Origin of the sequence: Flavobacterium sp. F52, assembly GCF_000278705.1 — a bacterium.
GTDB lineage: Bacteria > Bacteroidota > Bacteroidia > Flavobacteriales > Flavobacteriaceae > Flavobacterium > Flavobacterium anhuiense.
Map to the genome: position 1 here is coordinate 34,669 of NZ_AKZQ01000007.1, position 21,201 is coordinate 55,869.

Annotated in this window: 21 protein-coding genes; 18 read left to right on the forward strand and 3 right to left on the reverse strand. The window is 32.8% G+C overall.

The annotated features are described in order from the left end of the window. Positions 1-159: 159 nt before the first annotated feature. Together ligA and FF52_RS03690 are read left to right on the forward strand one after the other, a co-directional pair. Complete coding sequence (ligA, locus tag FF52_RS03685) at positions 160-2,163, forward strand: NAD-dependent DNA ligase LigA (protein WP_008463047.1); 2,004 nt, start codon at positions 160-162, stop codon at positions 2,161-2,163. Then, positions 2,153-2,845: a hypothetical protein gene (locus tag FF52_RS03690; RefSeq protein ID WP_008463048.1), complete on the forward strand. Its 693-nt coding sequence runs from the start codon at positions 2,153-2,155 to the stop codon at positions 2,843-2,845. Before ligA ends, FF52_RS03690 begins: the two co-directional genes overlap by 11 nt. On the opposite strand, the gene FF52_RS03695 is transcribed toward FF52_RS03690, so the two are convergent. Continuing rightward, the gene (locus tag FF52_RS03695) at positions 2,832-3,743 is read right to left on the reverse strand and encodes a bifunctional metallophosphatase/5'-nucleotidase (RefSeq protein ID WP_008463051.1); all 912 of its coding nucleotides are present in this window, start codon (positions 3,741-3,743) and stop codon (positions 2,832-2,834) included. The two genes, FF52_RS03690 and FF52_RS03695, sit on opposite strands and share 14 nt — an antisense overlap. A 133-nt stretch (positions 3,744-3,876) precedes the next feature. Continuing rightward, the gene (locus FF52_RS03700) at positions 3,877-4,656 is read right to left on the reverse strand and encodes a 5'-nucleotidase C-terminal domain-containing protein (RefSeq protein WP_008463053.1); all 780 of its coding nucleotides are present in this window, start codon (positions 4,654-4,656) and stop codon (positions 3,877-3,879) included. 47 nt (positions 4,657-4,703) lie between these two features. Here FF52_RS03700 and FF52_RS03705 point away from each other — a divergent pair, with 47 nt between their 5' ends. The 16 genes from FF52_RS03705 (at position 4,704) to FF52_RS03780 (ending at position 20,239) form a co-directional block, all read left to right on the forward strand. After that, positions 4,704-5,216 carry a DUF6913 domain-containing protein gene (locus FF52_RS03705; RefSeq protein ID WP_008463056.1) on the forward strand — a complete coding sequence of 171 codons (513 nt, stop codon included), beginning with the start codon at positions 4,704-4,706 and terminating at the stop codon, positions 5,214-5,216. Between the two features lie 15 nt (positions 5,217-5,231). Beyond that, positions 5,232-6,113, forward strand: coding sequence for a 4-hydroxy-tetrahydrodipicolinate synthase (gene dapA / locus FF52_RS03710; RefSeq protein WP_008463059.1), 882 nt, complete (start codon positions 5,232-5,234; stop codon positions 6,111-6,113). Between the two features lie 137 nt (positions 6,114-6,250). After that, positions 6,251-7,045, forward strand: a complete 795-nt coding sequence (locus FF52_RS03715) for an outer membrane protein assembly factor BamD (protein WP_008463062.1) — start codon at positions 6,251-6,253, stop codon at positions 7,043-7,045. A gap of 9 nt (positions 7,046-7,054) precedes the next feature. Beyond that, complete coding sequence (locus FF52_RS03720; protein ID WP_008463064.1) at positions 7,055-7,372, forward strand: DNA-directed RNA polymerase subunit omega; 318 nt, start codon at positions 7,055-7,057, stop codon at positions 7,370-7,372. Positions 7,373-7,379: 7 nt separating this feature from the next. Next, positions 7,380-8,600, forward strand: coding sequence for a bifunctional phosphopantothenoylcysteine decarboxylase/phosphopantothenate--cysteine ligase CoaBC (gene coaBC / locus FF52_RS03725; RefSeq protein ID WP_008463066.1), 1,221 nt, complete (start codon positions 7,380-7,382; stop codon positions 8,598-8,600). 64 nt (positions 8,601-8,664) lie between these two features. Beyond that, on the forward strand, positions 8,665-9,549 hold the full coding sequence (locus FF52_RS03730) for a DUF4835 family protein (protein WP_008463067.1): 885 nt from the start codon (positions 8,665-8,667) through the stop codon (positions 9,547-9,549). A gap of 62 nt (positions 9,550-9,611) precedes the next feature. After that, complete coding sequence (gene recN / locus FF52_RS03735) at positions 9,612-11,264, forward strand: DNA repair protein RecN (protein WP_008463069.1); 1,653 nt, start codon at positions 9,612-9,614, stop codon at positions 11,262-11,264. 9 nt (positions 11,265-11,273) lie between these two features. Further along, a complete protein-coding gene (locus FF52_RS03740) occupies positions 11,274-11,795 on the forward strand; it encodes a tetratricopeptide repeat protein (RefSeq protein WP_008463071.1) in 522 nt (173 codons plus the stop codon). Between the two features lie 22 nt (positions 11,796-11,817). Then, positions 11,818-13,008, forward strand: coding sequence for an enoyl-ACP reductase FabV (gene fabV / locus FF52_RS03745; protein WP_008463073.1), 1,191 nt, complete (start codon positions 11,818-11,820; stop codon positions 13,006-13,008). 125 nt (positions 13,009-13,133) lie between these two features. Then, positions 13,134-14,132 (forward strand): glycosyltransferase, encoded by a 999-nt coding sequence (locus tag FF52_RS03750; RefSeq protein ID WP_008463076.1) that lies wholly within the window; start codon positions 13,134-13,136, stop codon positions 14,130-14,132. A gap of 2 nt (positions 14,133-14,134) precedes the next feature. Beyond that, on the forward strand, positions 14,135-14,731 hold the full coding sequence (coaE, locus tag FF52_RS03755) for a dephospho-CoA kinase (protein WP_008463078.1): 597 nt from the start codon (positions 14,135-14,137) through the stop codon (positions 14,729-14,731). Between the two features lie 59 nt (positions 14,732-14,790). Then, positions 14,791-16,377, forward strand: a complete 1,587-nt coding sequence (locus FF52_RS03760) for a sensor histidine kinase (RefSeq protein ID WP_008463079.1) — start codon at positions 14,791-14,793, stop codon at positions 16,375-16,377. A gap of 3 nt (positions 16,378-16,380) precedes the next feature. Continuing rightward, a complete protein-coding gene (locus FF52_RS03765; RefSeq protein WP_008463080.1) occupies positions 16,381-17,097 on the forward strand; it encodes a response regulator transcription factor in 717 nt (238 codons plus the stop codon). 527 nt (positions 17,098-17,624) lie between these two features. Beyond that, positions 17,625-19,016: an RtcB family protein gene (locus FF52_RS03770; protein ID WP_008463081.1), complete on the forward strand. Its 1,392-nt coding sequence runs from the start codon at positions 17,625-17,627 to the stop codon at positions 19,014-19,016. Positions 19,017-19,029: 13 nt separating this feature from the next. After that, positions 19,030-19,719 carry a peptide chain release factor H gene (prfH, locus tag FF52_RS03775; RefSeq protein WP_008463082.1) on the forward strand — a complete coding sequence of 230 codons (690 nt, stop codon included), beginning with the start codon at positions 19,030-19,032 and terminating at the stop codon, positions 19,717-19,719. Next, positions 19,706-20,239 carry a hypothetical protein gene (locus FF52_RS03780; protein ID WP_008463083.1) on the forward strand — a complete coding sequence of 178 codons (534 nt, stop codon included), beginning with the start codon at positions 19,706-19,708 and terminating at the stop codon, positions 20,237-20,239. Before prfH ends, FF52_RS03780 begins: the two co-directional genes overlap by 14 nt. Before the next feature lie 189 nt (positions 20,240-20,428). Here FF52_RS03780 and FF52_RS03785 read toward each other — a convergent pair whose 3' ends face one another. Then, the gene (locus FF52_RS03785) at positions 20,429-21,175 is read right to left on the reverse strand and encodes an acyl-[acyl-carrier-protein] thioesterase (protein WP_008463084.1); all 747 of its coding nucleotides are present in this window, start codon (positions 21,173-21,175) and stop codon (positions 20,429-20,431) included. Positions 21,176-21,201 lie beyond the last annotated feature (26 nt).

Sequence of the window (21,201 nt, forward strand, 5' to 3'; positions counted from 1 at the left end):
TTTTTTAAGAATAATGGACAAGGAGAAAATCAGACTGCATGAATTTGCAGTCTGATTTTTGATTTCTAAAACTTTTATTTTTTCTGCATTGTAACAAAAATAAATTCTAATTTTGATATTCAGTTTTTCATCACAATAATCTGCAATATTTTACAATTTATGAGCATTCAAGAGACTATTCAAGCATTACGAAATGAACTTAATCAACACAACTATAATTACTATGTGTTAGACAATGCTACAATTTCAGATTATGATTTTGATATTAAATTAAAAGAACTTCAAGATTTAGAAGATAAACATCCAGAGTTTTTTGATGAAAACTCGCCAACACAAAGAGTAGGTGGAGCTGTTACCAAAAATTTCAAAACAGTTGCACATCAGTATAGAATGTATTCTTTGGATAATTCTTATTCTAAAGAAGATCTCTTGGATTGGGAAAATCGTATTCAAAGAGTTTTAGGGAATGTTGACTTGCAATACACTTGTGAGCTAAAATATGATGGAGCTTCGATAAGCATTACTTACGAAAACGGAAAATTAGTTCAAGCCTTGACACGTGGAGATGGTTTTCAGGGAGATGAGGTCACTACTAATATAAAAACTATAAAATCAGTTCCTTTACATTTGAAAGGAAATTATCCAGATAAATTTGATATTCGAGGCGAAATAATTTTGCCATTTGCTGGTTTTGAAAAGATGAATCAGGAATTAATCGAAATTGGCGAAACACCTTATTCAAATCCAAGGAACACAGCTTCAGGAAGTTTAAAATTGCAAGACAGCGCTGAGGTTGCCAAACGTCCGCTGGAGTGTCTTCTTTATTTTGTGACAGGGAATAATTTGCCATTCAAGACTCAATATGAAGGATTGGAATTGGCTAGAAGCTGGGGCTTTAAAGTGCCTATGGAAGCAAAACTAGTCAACAGTATGGATGAGGTTTTTGACTTTATTGATTATTGGGATACGCACCGCCATAATTTACCTTATGAAACTGATGGAGTTGTGATAAAGGTCAATAGTATCCAACATCAGGAAGAATTAGGGTATACAGCAAAATCACCACGTTGGGCAATTGCTTACAAATTCAAATCAGAACAAGTTTCAACTGTATTAAAATCAATTTCGTATCAAGTCGGAAGAACTGGAGCTATAACACCAGTGGCGAATTTGGAGCCTGTACAGCTTGCAGGTACCATTGTAAAAAGAGCTTCTCTTCATAATGCCGATCAAATTGAAAAATTAGACATCAGAATAAACGATACTGTTTTTGTTGAAAAAGGAGGAGAAATCATTCCAAAAATCATTGCAGTAGATTTAGAAAAACGTCCTGAAAATTCAGAACCAACGCATTATATTGCGTATTGTCCAGAATGCCACACCGAATTGGTTCGAAATGTTGGTGAAGCCAATCATTATTGCCCTAATTTCTACGGATGTCCTCCGCAAATTATCGGTAGAATCCAGCATTATATTTCAAGAAAAGCAATGGATATTGAAGGACTTGGAGGTGAAACTGTCGCTTTATTATTTAAAAATGGTTTGGTACACAATTATGCAGATTTATATGAATTGAAAGTTGAGGATATTCTGCATTTGGAAAGAATGGCTCAGAAATCTGCAGAAAATTTGGTAAATGGAGTTCAGAAATCAAAAGAAATTCCGTTTGAGAGCGTCTTGTTTGCGCTTGGAATCCGTTTTGTGGGAGAAACTGTAGCTAAAAAACTTGCCAAACATTATAAGAATATCGATGCTTTAGCACAAGCTTCTTTAATGGATTTAGTTTTAGTTGATGAAATTGGAGAAAGAATCGCCAAAAGTGTTGTCGAATTCTTCGAAAATGAAGAAAACCGAAAAATTATTGAGCGTTTAAAAAGTTATGGAATCCAATTTGAAATTGAAGAAAAAATAAACCCAAATGCTACTGATAAATTTGTTGGAAAAACTTTTGTGGTTTCTGGCGTTTTCAGTCAATTTTCTAGAGACGAATTAAAGAAAACCATAGAAGATAACGGAGGGAAAGTAGGAAGCTCAATTTCTGCAAAAACAGATTTTGTAGTGGCAGGAGATAATATGGGACCAGCAAAACTGGAAAAAGCAACAAAGCTAAACATCCCTATATTATCAGAAGAAGATTTTATAAACAAACTGAATGAAGCTTAATAAACCGTCATTAATTTTGTTCTTTTTTGCCTTGTTGTGTACAATTATTTTTGATTGGACTCAGCAAGAAGTTTTTGCGACATACTCAAAAGCGATTGTTCTTCCTGCTATTTTTATTTATTATTTAATTAGCAGTGAGTTCGAAATAAAAAAAACAGAAGGTGTCATTTTTCTCTTTTGTTTTGTTGGACAAGTTTATGATTTGATGGATGTAGAAAGTTCCGAACTAGGAGGAGTGCTTTGCTTTCTGGCGGTATATGGCTTAATTGTTACCTTATTTATTAGGGAACATGAACGGATAAAACTAACTAAACGAGATATTTTGCCAATTTCTATTGTAGTTGTTTTTATAGTGTATTTATTGATTTCTGTTTTGAGTCTGCAGCTTGACAGTATGAGAAAATTTATTTGGATTTACACTGTATACGGAATCGTTTTGAGTGTATTAAGCTATTTCTGCTTCGTAAGCTACATCACAAAAGGAACGCATATCGCTTTATTGATGTCTCTGATGGCAATAAGCTATATCTTTTCTGATATCTTTTACATTTTTAATGAATATTTCTCGTATTCGGTCGTTCTAGTCCTAATACGAGATACAACTCAAATTCTAGCTTATTTCTTTATGGTAGAATACTTTTTAGAAAAAGCTAGAATTCAAAAAAAGACTACACTACAATAGTGGCGCTTTGGTTGGTGTGAGCTTTATCTTTGTCAAAATAGAAATCGATGCGGCCTAAATTGATTCCGTAGCATCCTACTTGATTTACCAATACATCTTTTCCAGCCTTGTTCTTTACAACTGTAGGTTTGTCTAAGAAGGTATGAGTATGTCCTCCAATAATCAGATCTATATCTTGAGTTTGTGCGGCAAATGTCAAATCACTAATTTTCGTTGGTTCATCTTTGTATTTGTAACCTAAATGCGAAAGACAAATTACCAAATCACATTTCTGTTCTTGTTTTAAAAGTTTTGTCATATCCTGAGCAACTTCAACAGGATTGTTATAAACCGTTTCCAGATATAGTTTTTTGTCTACTAAACCTTGAAGCTCAATTCCAACGCCGAAAACACCAACTTTAATTCCGTTTTTATTGAAGATTTTGTACGGTTTAACATGTCCGTCCATAACGGTATTTTTGAAATCATAATTAGAATTGATAAAATCGAAACTCGCATGCGGAAGCTGAGCATACAATCCGTCAAGACCATTGTCAAAATCGTGGTTTCCAATTGTTGAAGCATCATATTTCATCATGCTCATCAATTTAAATTCCAATTCACCTCCATAATAATTGAAATAGGGTGTTCCTTGAAAAATATCACCTGCGTCTAACAAAAGCACATTTGGATTTTCTCTACGAATAGTTTCAATCAAGGCAGCACGACGAGAAACGCCTCCTTTATTAGGATTACGCGGATCATCAGCAGGAAAAGGATCAATGTGGCTGTGCACATCATTTGTATGTAGAATTGTTAGATGCTTAATGTCGTTACTTTCAAAACTGCTCAAAGACAATCCTAAACTTAGTAGGGCAGTACTTGCTGCTGTTTTTTCGATAAACTCTCTTCTTTTCATTTTGTATGTTTTTTTGCCAGAGGCGCTATGTCGTTTTAATTTTTTTTAGCCACCAATTTCACGAATTAACACGAATTGGTTTTTCAATCATTTAAAAATTTGTGCAAATTTGTGTAATTCGCGGCAAACTCTTTTATTCTTCTGTTATTCTGATATTTTTTGGAGCAACAACTGTGTCTACTTCTTTAAAATAATCAATCAAAACATCTCTAAGTTTGTAGTTTAAGTCAAACTTTTGAGTGCTTTTTGCAAAGAAAGTCATGCTGTCGCCTCCATTTGCCAAATAGTCATTTGTAGCAACATAATACGTTTTGTTTAGATCAAGCGGTTTACCTTGAACCATGATATCTTTTGCCTTGTTGTCTTTTGTAATAGTAAACGTCATTCCAGACAAAGGCTGAGGTTTTTTCTCCTTAATAATATAAGAAGCAATATCTAAGATTTGATCACCTTTTAAAGCCATCACAACCAAACTGTTTTCAAACGGCATAATTTCAAAAGCTGTTCTAGTGGTAACATTTCCTTTAGGAAGAATAGCGCGAATACCGCCATGATTTAAAAGACATACATCAATATTTTTCTTTTCGCGTGCATTAAAAACGATGTTTCCTCTTTGCACACAAACATCTGCCATTAAGCTTCCAATGCCAGTTTGCCACTTTCCCGTGCTTTTGTCAAGAGTCTCAGGACAATACGCCAATACATTGTCCAAATCCTTATTAATGTGATCGCGATAAGGTTTAATAAAATTTTCAATTTCAGCTGTTTCGCCAGCTTTTTCACTAACAGGAAGCTGTTTTCCCTCAATTTTAGTTAAATTGTAGTTTTTTGTACTACACGAAGAGATTGAAAAAAGTGTTAAGAATATAACAAAAAGTTTTAAAAATCCGTTATACTTTTTTAGTTTTACCATTTTAAATGCAACTTAAATAATTAATTTTGTAATCTGGTAAAAGTACTATGTTTTTGAATTATATAAAGGAGTTTTTTGTAAAAAAATCATTAAATGTTAATTTAAATAATGAAAAAAGCGAAGTATTTACTAAAAACGTTCAAACAATTGGTTTATTGATAGATGAGAGCACTTTTGAATATTCAGAAGCCATAATAAAAGAGTTAGCGCTCCACGGAATTGCTTTAGAAAATATAAAAGTTCTTGCCTACAAAGAAAAATTTAAGGAAAAAGAAGCCTATTCGCGTCCAACTTTTGGTAAAAAACACATCAATTGGAACGGAGAAATTACAGAAGGTTTCTTAAATGAATTTATAAATTCAGAATTTGATCTTTTGCTGAGTTATTATGACGTTGAAAATATTTTTTTAATGTTGGTAACCAGCAAGTCAAAAGCTAAATTTAAAGTGGGATTTTCTGCTGTAAATCAAAATCTGAACCGATTGACAATTAGTACAGAATTAGGGAACTATAAACTATTCATTTCAGAATTATTTCGGTATTTAAAAAATATAAAATAAATTTTAATTAATAATATGCAATCATTAATAGGTACGGGTGTTGCGCTTGTAACGCCATTTAAAAAAGATTTTTCTGTTGACATCGAAGCTTTACAGCGTATTGTAAACTTTTCTATAGATGGTGGAGTGGAGTATCTTGTTGTGATGGGAACAACAGCTGAAAATGCGACCCTTACAGCAGAAGAGAAAGAATTGGTTATAAAGACTGTAATCGATGTGAATAAGGGAAGATTGCCTCTAGTTTTAGGAGTTGGGGGTAATAATACTATGCAGATTGTAGAAGAGTTAAAAACAAGAGATTTTTCTGCTTTTGAAGCGATATTATCTGTTTCTCCATATTATAATAAACCTACTCAGGAAGGAATTTATCAGCACTTTAAAGCAATTGCTGAAGCTTCTCCAATTCCTGTAATCCTATATAATGTTCCAGGTAGAACGGCAAGCAACATGCTTCCTTCGACAGTGGTGCGTTTGGCTAACGATTTTAAAAATGTTGTAGCAATTAAAGAAGCAGCAGGAGATATGGCTCAGGCAATGCAGATTATTAAAAATGCTCCGAAAGATTTCTTGGTGATTTCTGGAGATGATATGCTGGCGCTTCCAATCGTTTTAGCGGGTGGAGCAGGAGTTATTTCTGTAATCGGACAAGGTTTTCCTAAAGAATTTTCGGAAATGATTCGATTAGGATTGAATAAAAAAGCAGCAGACGCTTTCAAAACACATTACTTTTTATCAGACAGTATCGATATGATTTTTGAGCAGGGGAATCCAGCTGGAATCAAACAAATTTTCCAAGCACTTGGAATTGCTGAGAATACTGTTCGTCTTCCATTGGTATCTGTTGATGATTCTCTAGCAACAAGACTTAATGAGTTTGTAAAAAACAGCATTAAATAATTGTTAAAGTGTTAGTATTTTAAGATACTAAAAAATTATTTTGCAGTAGCTAAATTAATAACTAAATTTGCCACCGAAACTTCGGTGCAATTTCACTTTGGCATAATTGTCTGAGAGATTGTAATAACAGTAAGAAAATGAAAAAAATACTATCGCTATTAATTGTTGTAACTCTTTTTTATTCTTGTGGAGAATATCAAAAAGCGTTGAAAAATGAAGATGTTGCAGCAAAATTTGAAATGGCAACAAAAATGTATGATGCTGGTAAATACACAAAAGCGATTCGTCTTTTTGAGCAATTAGCCACTTCTTACCGAGGAAAACCTCAGGCAGAAAAGCTTTTTTACATGTTTTCACAATCATATTATAAAACAAAACAATATTATCTAGCTGGTTATCAGTTTGAAGCATTTGTTTCGGGTTATCCAAGAAGTGAAAAAGTACAGGAAGCAGCGTTTTTAGGAGCATATAGCTACTCTAAATTATCGCCAGTTTACAGCTTAGATCAGGCAGATACAGTAAAAGCATTGGAGAAATTACAGGCTTTTATTGATAATTATCCAAACTCAGAATACATTCCTCAAGCAAACGAGGCTGTGCAAAAACTGAACGGAAAATTAGAGAAAAAAGCATATGAAAATGCTAAAGGATACAATACAATTTCAGATTATAAATCGGCAATAATAGCTTTTGATAACTTTATAGCTGATTTTCCTGGAACGCCTTTAAAAGAAGATGCATTGTTTTATAAATACGATTCAGCATATCAATTGGCCATTAACAGTGTTCCTTCAAAAATGGAAGAGCGTCTGCATGTTGCACAAACCGCTTATGCTAATCTGTTGAAGTTTAAAAGCGATACAAAATACAAAGAAAAGGCAGACGAAATGAATGCCAGAGTTGAAACAGATTTACAAAAATTTACTAAATAAAATAAAGTCATGGATTTAAAAAAGACGAATGCTCCTGTAAACACAATAACTTACAACAAAACAGTTATTGAAGAGCCAACAGGAAATGTGTATGAGGCAATTACCATTATGGCTAAAAGAGCAAATCAAATTAATTCAGAGATTAAAAAAGAATTGACTGAAAAGTTAGAAGAGTTTGCTACTTATAATGATAGTCTAGAAGAAGTTTTTGAAAATAAAGAACAAATTGAAGTTTCTAAATTTTACGAAAAATTACCAAAACCACACGCTTTAGCTGTTCAAGAATGGTTAGACGGTAAAACTTACCACAGAAGTTCAAACAAATAATAGTACAATGTCAGTTTTAAACGGGAAAAAGATTTTACTGGGTGTTTCCGGTGGAATTGCAGCCTATAAAACAGCCACTTTAGTACGACTTTTTATAAAAGCAGGTGCACATGTCCAAGTGATCATGACACCTGCTTCTAAGGATTTTGTAACCCCACTTACATTATCTACTTTATCAAAAAATCCAGTACATTCAAGTTTCTTTAATCAAGATGATGAAGATGAGGTTTGGAACAATCATGTAGAATTGGCTCTTTGGGCAGATTTTATGCTGGTTGCGCCTGCTACTGCAAATACTTTGTCTAAAATGGCGACGGGAAATTGCGATAATCTTTTAATTGCTACCTATTTATCGGCAAAATGTCCAGTTTATTTTGCACCTGCAATGGATTTGGATATGTACAAGCATCCTTCAACTTTATCGAGCTTTACTGCATTAAAACAGTATGGAAACATTATGATTCCTGCTGAAAGCGGAGAATTGGCTAGCGGTTTGTCTGGTGAAGGCCGAATGGCTGAACCTGAGAATATTGTTGCTTTTTTAGAAGCTGATTTAGAGAGCAAGTTGCCGCTAAAAGGCAAAAAAATACTAGTTACTGCTGGTCCAACATACGAAGCGATAGATCCTGTGCGTTTTATTGGAAATCATTCTTCTGGTAAAATGGGATTTGATATTGCCAATGAAGCGGCGAGCTTAGGAGCAGAAGTATTTTTGATTGCAGGTCCGACTCATTTAAAAGCTAAAAATAGTCTAATAAAAGTGGTTGATGTTGTTTCAGCTCAAGAAATGTATGATGCTTGTCATTTGTATTTTAATGAAGTTGACGCGGCAATTGCAGCCGCAGCTGTTGCAGACTACAGACCTAAATTTGTTGCAGATCAGAAAATTAAGAAAACCACAGAAGAATTTTCAATAGAGCTGGAAAAAACAAAAGACATACTGTCTTCTTTGGGTGCCATCAAAAAAAATCAGTTTTTAATCGGATTTGCTTTAGAAACCGAAAATGAAATTGAAAATGCTAAGTTGAAAATTCAGAAAAAAAACTTAGATTTGATTGTTCTAAATTCCTTACAAGATAAAGGTGCCGGTTTTAAGAAAGATACCAATAAAGTAACGTTTATTGATAAGAATTTTGAAATGGAACCAATGGAATTGAAATCAAAAGAATCTGTAGCGGCTGATATTTTGAATAAGGTTATTCAGCATTTTTCAAAATCATCAATTTAAAATATACGCCGGAAACATAATTTGGAAGCAATTTATGTTTGTAAAATTAAATATTTAGACGATTATGAATAAATTAGTTACGCTATTAGTGTTTTTAAGCTTTGGTTTTGTACAAGCTCAACAGCTAAATTGTACAGTAACTATCAATACAGAACGTCTGACAAATCCAAATAATCAGGTCTTTAAAACACTTCAGACTGCTTTGTCTGAATTTGTAAATAAAACAGACTGGACGGGATCAGTTTTAAAACAAAACGAGAGAATAAACTGTTCTATGTATATTACTTTGTCATCAAATAGTTCAGATCAGTTTACAGGAACCATTCAGGTTCAATCTTCTAGGTTGATTTTTAATTCTACATATTCCTCTCCTGTTTTAAATTATAACGATAAAGATTTTAACTTTAGATATACAGAATACGAGCCATTGCTGTTTAATCCAAATACTTACGATTCAAATTTGGTTTCTGTAATCTCTTTTTATTGTTATATGATTTTAGGTATGGATGCTGACACTTTTCAAATGGGTGCAGGAAATCCATATCTTCAAACCGCTCAGAATATTGCAAATGTAGCACAACAAGGCGGATTTAAAGGGTGGAATCAATCAGACGGACTACAAAATCGTTATTATTTGATTAATGATATGATCGCGCCAACTTATAGCGATCTACGTCAAACAACTTATGCTTATCATACAGGATTGGATGCAATGACATTGGATCAAAAAGCTGCAAAAGAAAAAATAAAAAATGCTTTGCTGTTAATAGGAAAACTAAATTCAGTAAAACCAAATGCTTTTATAACTCGAGTTTTCTTTGACGCAAAATCAGATGAAATTGTTTCTATTTTTTCTGGTGGACCAAGTATTCCAATTACAGATTTAACGGATGTTTTGAATAAAGTTTCACCGTTAAACTCTACCAAATGGTCACAGATTAAATACTAATCTCGTTTCTTTTTACAATCTTTTATTTATCATTATAACTTTTATTTTTACCAAATCGCCCTATGATTACATCACTGTCAATTAAAAATTATGCTCTTATTGAAAAGCTAGCCATAGATTTTTCTAAAGGTTTTTCTATAATTACAGGTGAGACAGGTGCAGGAAAATCGATTATTTTGGGAGCTATCGGTCTTGTTTTGGGAAAAAGAGCAGATCTTACTTCATTAAAAAATAAAGAAGAAAAATGTGTTATTGAAGCACAGTTTGAAATCGGAAAATACAATTTAAAAGATTTTTTTGAGGCTAATGATTTAGATTATGAAGATGAGACAATCATAAGAAGAGAAATTCTTCCTTCTGGTAAATCTCGTGCTTTTATAAATGATAGTCCTGTAAATCTTCAGGAATTGCAAGATTTAAGTTTGTATTTAATTGATATTCATTCGCAACAGCAAACTCAGGAACTTTCTGATGAGAGCGTTCAGTTTAAGATTATAGATGCTATTGCGAATAATTCAGAAATTATCGCTGAATATCAAAAACTGCTGAAATCTTATAAATCAGATAAATCTAAGTTAAACGCATTGCTTAAAAAACAAAGTGATGCAAGCAAGGAACAAGAATACCATACATTTTTATTAAATGAATTGGTTGCAGCACAGTTAAAATCTGGAGAACAAGAAGAATTAGAGGCTGACTACGAAAAACTGAATAATGTTGAGATCATTAAAGAATCTCTTGATAAATCTTTAGCCATTGCCAATGAAGAACAATTTGGTGTTTTTCATAATTTGAATGAAATCAAAAATGCATTGCAAAAAGTGGCTCCTTTTTCGCCAGAATATCAAAATCTATTCGAAAGAATTACAAGTTTGACTATTGAGTTTGATGATATTTCTAAAGAATTGGAAAACTGTTCAGAGAAATTATTAAATGATCCTGCACAGTTAGAATTGATAAATCAAAAATTACAGCTGATTTATAATTTGCAGAAAAAGCATCAGGTGAGTTCTGTAGATGATCTTCTTCAAATCCAATCAGATTTGGGTAATTCTTTATTGGAATTGGATAATATGGATGAAGAGATTGCTTCTTTGTCTAAAATTATCGAAGAGAAAGCAGCTGAATTAGATAATTATGCATCGAAAATACATGAAAACAGAGTAAATGCAATCCCGAATCTATCAGCACAATTGGTTGCTATTTTAGAAACATTAGGAATGCCGAATGCTCGTTTTAATATGGAATTGCAACCTTCTGAAACTTATTTCCAAAATGGAAAAGACGAATTGCAATTTTTATTCTCTGCCAATAAAGGAACTGATTTTGGTTTGCTGAAAAAAGTAGCTTCAGGAGGGGAGATGTCTCGTATAATGCTGGCTGTGAAAGCAATTTTGGCTAAATATTCAAAATTGCCGACATTGATTTTTGACGAAATTGACACGGGAGTTTCTGGAGAAATTGCAATTAGAATGGGAGAGATTATGAAAGAAATGAGTACAACGATGCAGATATTTGCTATTACTCATTTGCCTCAAATTGCAGCAAAAGGAGATTCTCATTTCAAGGTTTCTAAATCGACTATTGGCGATGATACACAGTCTGAGTTAAAGCTTTTAGCTCAAGAAGATCGAATTATAGAGATTGCTCAAATGTTGTCAGGAGCTAATATTTCCGACTCGGCTTTAAATCACGCAAAGGAATTATTGAATTAAAACAGAGAAATGGAAAGTTTGAGTTTTTACGAAAATCAGTTTATAAAAGCAGATTCGTTAATTTCTGAAGGAAATTCGGCAGATGCAAAAGAACTGTTGGAAGAAATTTTATCGCAATATCCTGATTTTGGCAAAGCCCATAATCATCTGGGATGGATTTATTATAACAAGCTAAGTGATTACGAAAGAGGAATCTATCACTATAAATTGGCTATGAAATTTGATCCTAAATATCCTGCTCCATACTTAAATTATACGTATTTGCTGATTGATATTGGCCGTTATGCCGAGGCAAAAGAGCATATTAATTTTACATTGGCTACATTAGAAAATGCTGATAACTCTTCTTATAACAGTGAATTAGGAAGAATGGCGGAATACGAAAACCAATATATTGTGGCTTATGGGTATTATAAAGAAGCTGTGAAAAACGCATTAAACCCAAATTTTATTGACAATATGAAGGCCAATATGAAAAGGGTTAAAGATAAAATGTCTATTTTTGAAAAATTAAAACTGAAATTGAAATAATACAAAAAAAAATAATTGCAAGATGATTATAGAACCTAGAATGAGAGGATTTATTTGTTTGACTGCCCACCCAACTGGAGCTGAACAAAATGTAAAAAATCAAATCGAATACGTAAAATCTAAAGGAGAAATTGCTGGAGCTAAAAAAGTTTTAGTAATTGGTGCTTCCACAGGTTTCGGATTAGCTTCAAGAATTACTAGTGCTTTTGGTTCTGGTGCATCAACAATTGGAGTGTTTTTCGAAAAACCGCCAGTTGAAGGAAAAACTGCTTCTCCAGGATGGTATAATTCTGCAGCATTTGAAAAAGAGGCTCATAAAGCAGGTTTATATGCAAAAAGTATTAATGGAGATGCCTTCTCAAACGAAATTAAGAGAGAAACTCTAGATTTAATTAAAGCAGATTTAGGTCAGGTAGATCTTGTGATTTATAGTTTAGCTTCTCCAGTGCGTACAAATCCAAATACAGGCGTTACGCACCGTTCAGTTTTAAAACCAATTGGACAGACGTTTACAAATAAAACAGTTGATTTCCACACAGGAAAAGTTTCAGATGTTTCTATTGCTCCTGCAAATGAGGAAGATATTGAAAATACAGTTGCTGTTATGGGTGGAGAAGACTGGGCAATGTGGATTGAAGCTTTAAAAGCTGAAAATTTATTAGCTGAAGGAGCTACAACAGTTGCTTATTCTTATATTGGTCCAGCATTGACTGAAGCAGTTTACCGTAAAGGAACAATTGGTCGTGCTAAAGATCATTTAGAGGCTACTGCATTTACTATCGGTGATTCTTTAAAATCTATTGGAGGAAAAGCGTATGTTTCTGTAAATAAAGCTTTGGTTACACAAGCAAGTTCTGCAATTCCAGTAATTCCGTTATATATTTCTCTTTTATATAAAATCATGAAAGAAGAAGGGATTCACGAAGGTTGTATCGAGCAAATTCAGCGTTTATTCCAAGATAGATTATACACTGGTTCTGAAGTTCCTGTTGATGAAAAAGGAAGAATCAGAATTGATGATTGGGAAATGCGTGAAGATGTTCAGGAAAAAGTGGCTAAACTTTGGTTAGAAGCTACAACTGAAACATTGCCAGAAATTGGTGATTTAGCAGGATACAGAAATGATTTCTTAAACTTATTCGGATTTGAAGTTCCTGGTGTTGATTATAACGTAGATACTAACGAAGTTGTTGAGATAGAAAGCATCAAATAATACTAATTTACTTAGTAAAACGAAAAACCATCAGCCAAAAGTTGATGGTTTTTTTATGAATATACCATATCTTTGTTAAAATTTTACAACACTAAAATATACCCTTTAATAACGCACATTCTGCTATGATTTTTTCTTTAATTATACCCGTGTATAATCGTCCAGATGAAGTTGATGAGCTTTTGGAAAGTCTCTCAAAATCTGATTATAATGAAGCTTTTGAAATTGTTCTTGTCGAAGATGGATCTTCAATTCCATGTCGTGATGTGGTGATGAATTATCAAGGAAAATTAAATATTTCATATTATTTTAAAGAAAACTCAGGTCCTGGAGATTCTAGAAATTTTGGAATGCAGAGAGCTAGAGGAGATTATTTCATCATTTTTGATTCAGATTGTATCATTCCCTCGCAATATTTGACAGAAGTTCGCAAAGAATTAGATGCAAATTATGTGGACTGTTTTGGCGGACCAGATAAAGCACTAGACAGTTTTTCAGACATTCAAAAAGCAATCAATTTTGCTATGACTTCTTTTTTGACAACAGGTGGAATTAGAGGCGGTTCTGAGAAAATCAATAAATTTCAGCCACGCAGTTTTAATATGGGTATTTCTAGAAAAGCTTTTGAGGCTTCGAAAGGTTTTGGAAACATACATCCTGGAGAAGATCCAGATTTATCAATTCGTTTATGGAATTTAGGTTTTGAAACAAGACTTTTTAAAGAAGCTTACGTGTATCATAAAAGAAGAATTGATTGGGAGAAGTTCTCTATTCAAGTAAATAAGTTTGGTATTGCAAGGCCAATTTTAAATAGCTGGTATCCAGAACATAATAAGTTTACTTTTTTCTTTCCAACATTTTTTATACTCGGATTATTATTAGCTTTTTTATTGTTAATTTTTAATATCGATATTTTATTACAATTATATTTCGTATATTTCGTTATAATTTTTCTTACAGCGAGTGTGCAAAACAAAAGCATCAAAATTGGATACTTGTCTGTAATAGCTGTTTGGAAACAGTTTTATGGTTACGGAACAGGATTTTTGAAATCATATGTGAAAGTTATTTTGTTAAAGAAAAAGCCACAAGAAGCTTTTCCGCGTATGTTTTTTAAATTATAAGAATGACAAAAGTTATTGGTCTTACAGGAGGAATTGGCAGCGGTAAAACAACTGTTGCAAACTATTTTGAAGAAATGGGCGTTCCTGTTTATATCGCCGATGACGGTGCTAAAAGAGTAATGCAGTCAAAAAATATTCTCGATGAAGTAAAATCTGCTTTTGGTGGCAATATTTTTGATGGTGATATTTTGAATCGTGCCAAATTAGCACAGATAGTTTTTAATGATAAGGAACAATTGGCAAAATTGAATTCCATTGTGCATCCAGCAGTGAAACTTGATTTTGAAGCTTGGCTAGAAAAATATAAAAATTATGATTATGTGATTTATGAAGCCGCAATTTTATTTGAAAGTGGCCGATATAAAGAATGCGACGTAATTATAACCGTTACAGCTCCAGAAGAAGTGAGAATTGAACGAGTGATAAAACGAGATAAAACGACCCGCGAACAAGTTTTAAGCAGAATGAAAATGCAGTGGGATGATGAAAAACGAATTTCTAAGAGCAATTTCGTGATTAATAACAATAATCTTAAAAATGCTAAAGAAGAAGTTGTTAAAATTCTTAAAATTTTAAATATAAAACAAAAACAGTCTTAAATGTTAATATTTGGTTAATGTATTATTTAGTATATTGTTAAAATATTAATTTTGTTTCGATGAATAAATTATTTTTTAGAATACTTGTTTTATTGATGAGTCTGTCCTTGATAGGGATAATTCTGGTTCAAGTATTTTGGTTCAATTCTTCGTTCAAAAATAATGAAGAGCAATTTAAATACCACGTTACTCAAGTAATTGGAAATGTTGCAGATAAGCTGGAACAACAAGAAGAGTACAGTTTCTACGACAAATACAACCGTATTAAAGACAGTACGGGTAAAATTCCAAAAAAAGAAGATTTACTAGAAGTACTTTATGTACAGAGAAACACAAAAACAAATAAAACAATTGTTTATTCTAATACCTTGACATCTGAGGATTATGATATCAATGGTTCGGTATTTAACAAAAAATTCAGCAGTGAACGTTTTAAAAATTTTAGTTCAAAAAGAGTAACTGAAGTTTATAATAACAATAACGGAATTGATAATAATAGTTTAGGACAAAGTATTATTCCTGATCTGAAAATTGAAAAATCAGGAAGCTTAGACATATTAAATAAAGTTCAGCAACAGATTCAATATAAAGATATTGCTTCTTTGACTCCAATTGAAGGGAGAATCACAAAAGATAAGCTTTTTAAATTATTGAAGAAAGAGCTCGAAGAATATGGTGTAAAAACCAAGTTTGAATTCGGAATATACAGTAGCGGTAATCCAACAAAGATAAAATCTGACGGATTTCATTATGATAAGGAAGCTACATACAATATTCCAATTTATACAGATAATGAAGGAAACAGCAGATATGAACTTTCTGTTACGTTTCCTCATAAAAAGAAGTTCTTATTATCCGAATTGTTAAGTATTACTATTTTATCGATAGTTTTTACTTTAATCATAATTGTGGCCTACACGAGTGCATTAAATCAGCTATTGCGTCAGAAACATATTTCTGAAATTAAAACAGATTTTATTAACAACATGACGCATGAGTTTAAAACTCCGATCGCTACAATAAATTTAGCACTAGATGCGATAAGAAGTCCTAAGGTTATTGAAGATAAAGAAAAGGTTTATCGATATCTTCAAATGATTCGAGACGAAAATAAAAGAATGCATGCTCAAGTCGAAAATGTATTGCGTATTTCTAAACTAGAAAAAAGGGAGCTTGACATTACAAAAGAGCCTACTGTAGTTACAGATATTATTGACGATGCAATCGAGCATGTTAATTTAATTTTAGAAGACAGACAAGGAACTGTAGAAAAGCATTATAATGCAGCCAGAACAACAGTTTTGATAAATGAAGTTCATTTTACAAACGTATTGGTTAATATTTTAGAAAATGCAATCAAATATTCTCCAGATGCGCCTAAGATTGAAATTTTTACAGAAAATGTGAAGGACATGATTCTGATAAAAGTAAAAGATCATGGTTTGGGAATGAGTAAGATAGCTCAGAAACGAGTTTTTGAGAAGTTTTATAGAGAGCATACCGGTGACCTTCATAATGTAAAAGGTCATGGTTTAGGATTGGCATATGTAAAAAGAATAGTGGAGGATCACAATGGTCAAGTATATGTAGAAAGCGAAAAAGGAAAAGGTAGCACCTTTATAATAAAAATACCATTAATAAATTAAAATATGGAAAATACTAACAAAAGAATACTTTTAGTAGAAGATGACCTAAATTTTGGGGCGGTTCTTAAAGATTATCTAATGTTAAATGACTTTGAAGTTACTTTAGCTAAAAACGGTATGGAAGGTTTCGAGAAATTCAAGAAGGACGTATATGATTTATGTATTCTTGATGTAATGATGCCTTATAAAGATGGTTACACTTTAGCCAAAGAAATTAGAGAGAAGAACAGTGAGGTGCCAATTATATTCTTGACAGCAAAATCTATGAAAGAGGATGTCTTAAAAGGATACAAAGCTGGGGCTGACGACTATTTAAATAAACCTTTTGATTCTGAAGTTCTTTTAATGAAAATTAAAGCAATCATTCAAAGAAAATCAGCTGATACAAAAGCAGAGCAAGTACAATTTGAATTTAATATTGGTAAATTCCATTTAAATTCAAAATTGAGATTCCTTACTTTCCAAGATGAGGAACCGATTAAATTATCTCCAAAAGAAAACGAATTGCTTAAAATGTTAATTCTTCATGAAAATGACTTAATGCCAAGAGAATTAGCTTTAACTAAAATCTGGAGAGATGATAACTACTTTACTTCAAGAAGTATGGACGTTTACATCGCTAAATTGAGAAAATACTTAAAAGCAGATGAAGATGTTGAAATCTTAAACATTCACGGAGAAGGTTTCAGATTAGTAGTAAAAAGCAAAGTTTCTGAATAATTAAAGTTCATTTATATAAAATATAAGCTCTGAGAAATCAGAGCTTTTTTATTGCTCCAAAATGAAATGTTTTTATTAATCTAATTGTTTGATTGTTAAAGTTATATGCTAGTTTTGCTTGTTGTGTTATTTCTGGTTTTAAAATTATTTAAAGAATTTTCTTTAAAATAAATTTGGAAATTCAAAAAACAATTCTGAATATTTGCACACGAAAAAAATAATAACCCTTTAAAACGAAGAAAAATGTTTGTACTTACATCGACATCACAAAGCTTCACGCCAAACGAATTTGGTGCAGCGATTCTTCGTGGCTTATTTCAATCTTAGAAAAATACATTTTTAGATATATAAAAAAGCCCGAAGACAATAAGTTTCGGGCTTTTTTTTATTCTAGACACTTCAAAATTTTCCCGAAAAACATTTAGTATTTATCTAAAAAGATAAATGATTCCGCATGTTTATTTCATTTTTGATTTCTTCCAGATTTCATCTGATTTATTCTGCACAATAAAATAATTAAACAATTTATGGGAAATAAATTATCTGGAAAAGACCTGATTAAATTGGGTTTTCCAAAAAACAATTCAATAAACATCGCCTTAGGGCAGATAAACAGATATAGAAAAAGAGAAAAAAAAGAATCTATTCTAACAGAAGCAAAAGAGGTTTTGTTGCATCCTGAAAAATTTGAAGGACATGGAACTTGGGGAAAAGTAGCTGAAGGGCTAATTAAACCTGTCCAAGTAAGGATGCATCAGCTTAAAAACACCAGAGCTCCTTTTAAAATTTTTGGTGAAAATGAAATTGATGAACAGGCAAAATTTCAATTGTATGATTCATTGAAACTGCCAATTTCTGTTGCAGGAGCATTAATGCCAGATGCGCATTCGGGTTACGGATTGCCAATTGGTGGCGTATTAGCGACTGATAATGCCGTGATTCCATACGGAGTTGGAGTTGATATTGGCTGTCGAATGAGCCTTTCGATTTTTGATTTGCCCGGTTCTCATTTTAAAGGAAAAGAACATCAATTGGAAGCCATTTTAAAAGACAATACAAAGTTTGGAATGTATGAAACGCACGCTTCTCGTGTAGATCATGAGGTGTTTTACAATAGTGGATTTCAAGACATTCCGTTATTGAAGAATCTTCTTCCAAAAGCTTATAAACAATTAGGAACATCAGGCGGAGGAAACCATTTTGTAGAATTTGGAATTGCTAAAATTGAAAATCCTGAAAATGAATGGAAGCTTGAAAAAGGCGAATATTTTGCTGTTCTTTCGCATAGCGGTTCTCGCGGATTGGGCGCTAACATTGCGAAACATTATACGTATTTAGCAACAAAACAATGTCCGTTGCCAAAAAACGTACAGCATTTGGCTTGGCTGGATCTGAATACGCACGATGGTCAGGAATATTGGCTGGCGATGAATTTGGCCGGAGAATATGCAAAAGCCTGTCATGATGATATTCACAGACGAATTGCAAAAGCAATTGGAAAAAGAGTAGTTGTAACAATTGAAAACCATCACAATTTTGCCTGGAAAGAAATCGTGAATGGTCAAGAATGTATTGTGCATAGAAAAGGAGCAACTCCTGCTTGTGAAGGGCAATTGGGAATTATTCCAGGTTCGATGACTGCCCCAGGTTTTATTGTAAAAGGCAAAGGAAATCCTGAAAGTCTGAATTCAGCGTCACATGGTGCAGGACGTTTGTTTTCGAGAGCAAAATGTAAAAGCACTTTTACACAAAGTCAGATCAATAAAGAGTTGAAGAAACACGAAGTGACTTTAATCGGTGGGAATATTGACGAAGCTCCAATGGCATACAAAGACATCACGAAAGTAATGACGAATCAAACTGATCTAGTTGAAGTTTTGGGGACTTTTACGCCGAAAATTGTTAGAATGGATCGTTAAGGAGAAATTTAAAATGGAAAGAATTATTCAGATAACGGCGGGTCGCGGACCTGCAGAATGCACTTGGGTAGTTGCCCAAGTGCTTAAAAAAGTTTTGGAAGAAGCGCAGGATCAGAATTTAGATGTGGTTTTACTTCAGAGAGAGAAAGGAGAAGAAAATGGAACTATTGAAACTGCCTCAATTTCTGTAAAAGGAAAAAATGCCGATGAGTTTGTGAAATCTTGGGTTGGAACGATTCAATGGATTGGTCAGAGTCAGTTTAGGAAAATGCATAAAAGAAAAAACTGGTTTATTGGAATTTTTGAAATTGAACCAGAGAAGAATGCTATAGTTTCAGAAAATGATATTCAATATCAAGCCATGAGAAGTTCTGGAGCGGGAGGTCAGCATGTGAATAAAGTGAGTTCGGCAATTCGGGCGACTCATATTCCGACAGGAATTGCTGTTGTAGCAATGGACAGCCGTTCGCAACACCAAAACAAAAAACTAGCAACAGAAAGATTATTAAAAAAAATAGAAGACGAGAAATTAATTCAGCTTAAAAATCATGTTGGAAAACAATGGGAAAATCAGCTCCATGTAGAGCGTGGAAATCCCGTGAGAGTTTTTACAGGAAGTGATTTTAAAAAGAACAAAGTGGAGAAAAGCTACAAAGGAACTCGTCAGAAATTAAAAAACGATTTACGAAATGAAAACAACTGATAAATACCTTTTTCAGGCCTTGGATAATTATCCGTTTTGGTTGGAAGGAACAATAGAATCTTTGGATTATGCTTTTTCTTATGATGATAAAAATACAATGGTTTTGTGTTTGTACGGAAGAATTCAGGCAGAGCAGTTAATGAATTATGAAGAAGCGAAATCTTATTTTCAGCAAGCTTTAGCGATTAATATTCATGCTCTTGAAGTATATCCGTATTATTTGAAAACGTTGATTTTAAATGAGGATTACGAAGAAGCACAAAAATTAATTGATTTTGCTCTGACTGTTAAAGGAATAAACAAATCAGAAATTTATGTCAAGAAAGCCATTCTTTTAGAAGCGCAAAATGAGTTTAAAAAAGCATTAGAAGAAATAAAAAATGCGAAACTTCATTTGTTGCAATTTAATTATGAGTCTGATATTATAGATGTTGAAAAGAGGATTGAAAATAAAATTGATTTGCTGAAAAAGAAGAAGGTGAAGAAATCTAAGAAAGGTTCTAAAAAGAAATCGAAATGATTATGATAAAAAAACGATGCAAAATTTGCATCGTTTTTTTAATATACATCAAGTTTGTCATTTCGACGAAGGAGAAATCTTCGCGAGAAGCTCGACAAAGATTTGATTTTCGTTGCGGATTTACTTGTGGAGATTTCTCCTTCGTCGAAATGACAATATTGTGGATAGTATTGTGAGATTAAAGAAAAGTTATTTCCAATGCAATTCCAAAGCAAAACACGTTTTTTCACCTTTTGTAATGCTGAAAGTTGCGGTTGTATGATCATCATCTTCACTTTCGTGAATTACAACATTATCATTGAGGGAAAGCTCTTTCATAAAATTCATTTCAAAGCTTTTAACTTCTTGTTTCATGATCCGTTTTGGATCAACATGATCAAGGCACCATTCCAAGTATTTTACGTTATTTACGTGATTTACAATATCTAAATCTGATAAATAGACTGTTTTTTCGAAAACGGCTTCTTTTTCGTGATTGATATTGATTTTTGAAAATCCTTCTTCTGTTGCTCTTTTTTCTGGAAATAATTCGAAATGTTCAAAAGGCAATGCTAAAGCTTCTGGACGACGCGCTTTGGTATTGAAAACGGCCCAATAGGTTTCACTTCCCACAATCTTTTTTCCGTTTACATACATTTCCAAGGCACGGACAGAACGTGAATTTTCTAAACTGTTAATCCATGTTTTTACGGTTACAACATCTTGCCATTTTGGTAATGCTGTAATTTCAACGCGCATGCGGCTTAAAACCCAAGCTTGATCAAATTCCTGCATATCAGAAAAACTGATTCCGCCAACTTCAGAATGTGCTGCAGCGGTTAATTGTAAAAGATTACACAAATCTGTATATTTTAAGTAGCCGTTTGGCGTACATTGCGTGAAATTGATTTCCCAGTCTTTGCTTAAAACTGATGTAAAATTGGGAGATATTGGCATTTTTTATTTTTTTTAGAGAATAGAGT

Coding starts and splice junctions, on each gene's coding strand:
- coaBC (WP_008463066.1), top strand. CDS start 7,380: ATGTCAGTTTTAAACGGGAAAAAGATTTTACTGGGTGTTTCCGGTGGA.
- FF52_RS03730 (WP_008463067.1), top strand. CDS start 8,665: ATGAATAAATTAGTTACGCTATTAGTGTTTTTAAGCTTTGGTTTTGTA.
- FF52_RS03760 (WP_008463079.1), top strand. CDS start 14,791: ATGAATAAATTATTTTTTAGAATACTTGTTTTATTGATGAGTCTGTCC.
- FF52_RS03780 (WP_008463083.1), top strand. CDS start 19,706: ATGAAAACAACTGATAAATACCTTTTTCAGGCCTTGGATAATTATCCG.
- FF52_RS03690 (WP_008463048.1), top strand. CDS start 2,153: ATGAAGCTTAATAAACCGTCATTAATTTTGTTCTTTTTTGCCTTGTTG.
- ligA (WP_008463047.1), top strand. CDS start 160: ATGAGCATTCAAGAGACTATTCAAGCATTACGAAATGAACTTAATCAA.
- coaE (WP_008463078.1), top strand. CDS start 14,135: ATGACAAAAGTTATTGGTCTTACAGGAGGAATTGGCAGCGGTAAAACA.
- FF52_RS03715 (WP_008463062.1), top strand. CDS start 6,251: ATGAAAAAAATACTATCGCTATTAATTGTTGTAACTCTTTTTTATTCT.
- FF52_RS03700 (WP_008463053.1), bottom strand. CDS start 4,656: ATGGTAAAACTAAAAAAGTATAACGGATTTTTAAAACTTTTTGTTATA.
- FF52_RS03720 (WP_008463064.1), top strand. CDS start 7,055: ATGGATTTAAAAAAGACGAATGCTCCTGTAAACACAATAACTTACAAC.
- FF52_RS03785 (WP_008463084.1), bottom strand. CDS start 21,175: ATGCCAATATCTCCCAATTTTACATCAGTTTTAAGCAAAGACTGGGAA.
- dapA (WP_008463059.1), top strand. CDS start 5,232: ATGCAATCATTAATAGGTACGGGTGTTGCGCTTGTAACGCCATTTAAA.
- fabV (WP_008463073.1), top strand. CDS start 11,818: ATGATTATAGAACCTAGAATGAGAGGATTTATTTGTTTGACTGCCCAC.
- FF52_RS03770 (WP_008463081.1), top strand. CDS start 17,625: ATGGGAAATAAATTATCTGGAAAAGACCTGATTAAATTGGGTTTTCCA.
- FF52_RS03740 (WP_008463071.1), top strand. CDS start 11,274: ATGGAAAGTTTGAGTTTTTACGAAAATCAGTTTATAAAAGCAGATTCG.
- recN (WP_008463069.1), top strand. CDS start 9,612: ATGATTACATCACTGTCAATTAAAAATTATGCTCTTATTGAAAAGCTA.
- prfH (WP_008463082.1), top strand. CDS start 19,030: ATGGAAAGAATTATTCAGATAACGGCGGGTCGCGGACCTGCAGAATGC.
- FF52_RS03705 (WP_008463056.1), top strand. CDS start 4,704: ATGTTTTTGAATTATATAAAGGAGTTTTTTGTAAAAAAATCATTAAAT.
- FF52_RS03695 (WP_008463051.1), bottom strand. CDS start 3,743: ATGAAAAGAAGAGAGTTTATCGAAAAAACAGCAGCAAGTACTGCCCTA.
- FF52_RS03750 (WP_008463076.1), top strand. CDS start 13,134: ATGATTTTTTCTTTAATTATACCCGTGTATAATCGTCCAGATGAAGTT.
- FF52_RS03765 (WP_008463080.1), top strand. CDS start 16,381: ATGGAAAATACTAACAAAAGAATACTTTTAGTAGAAGATGACCTAAAT.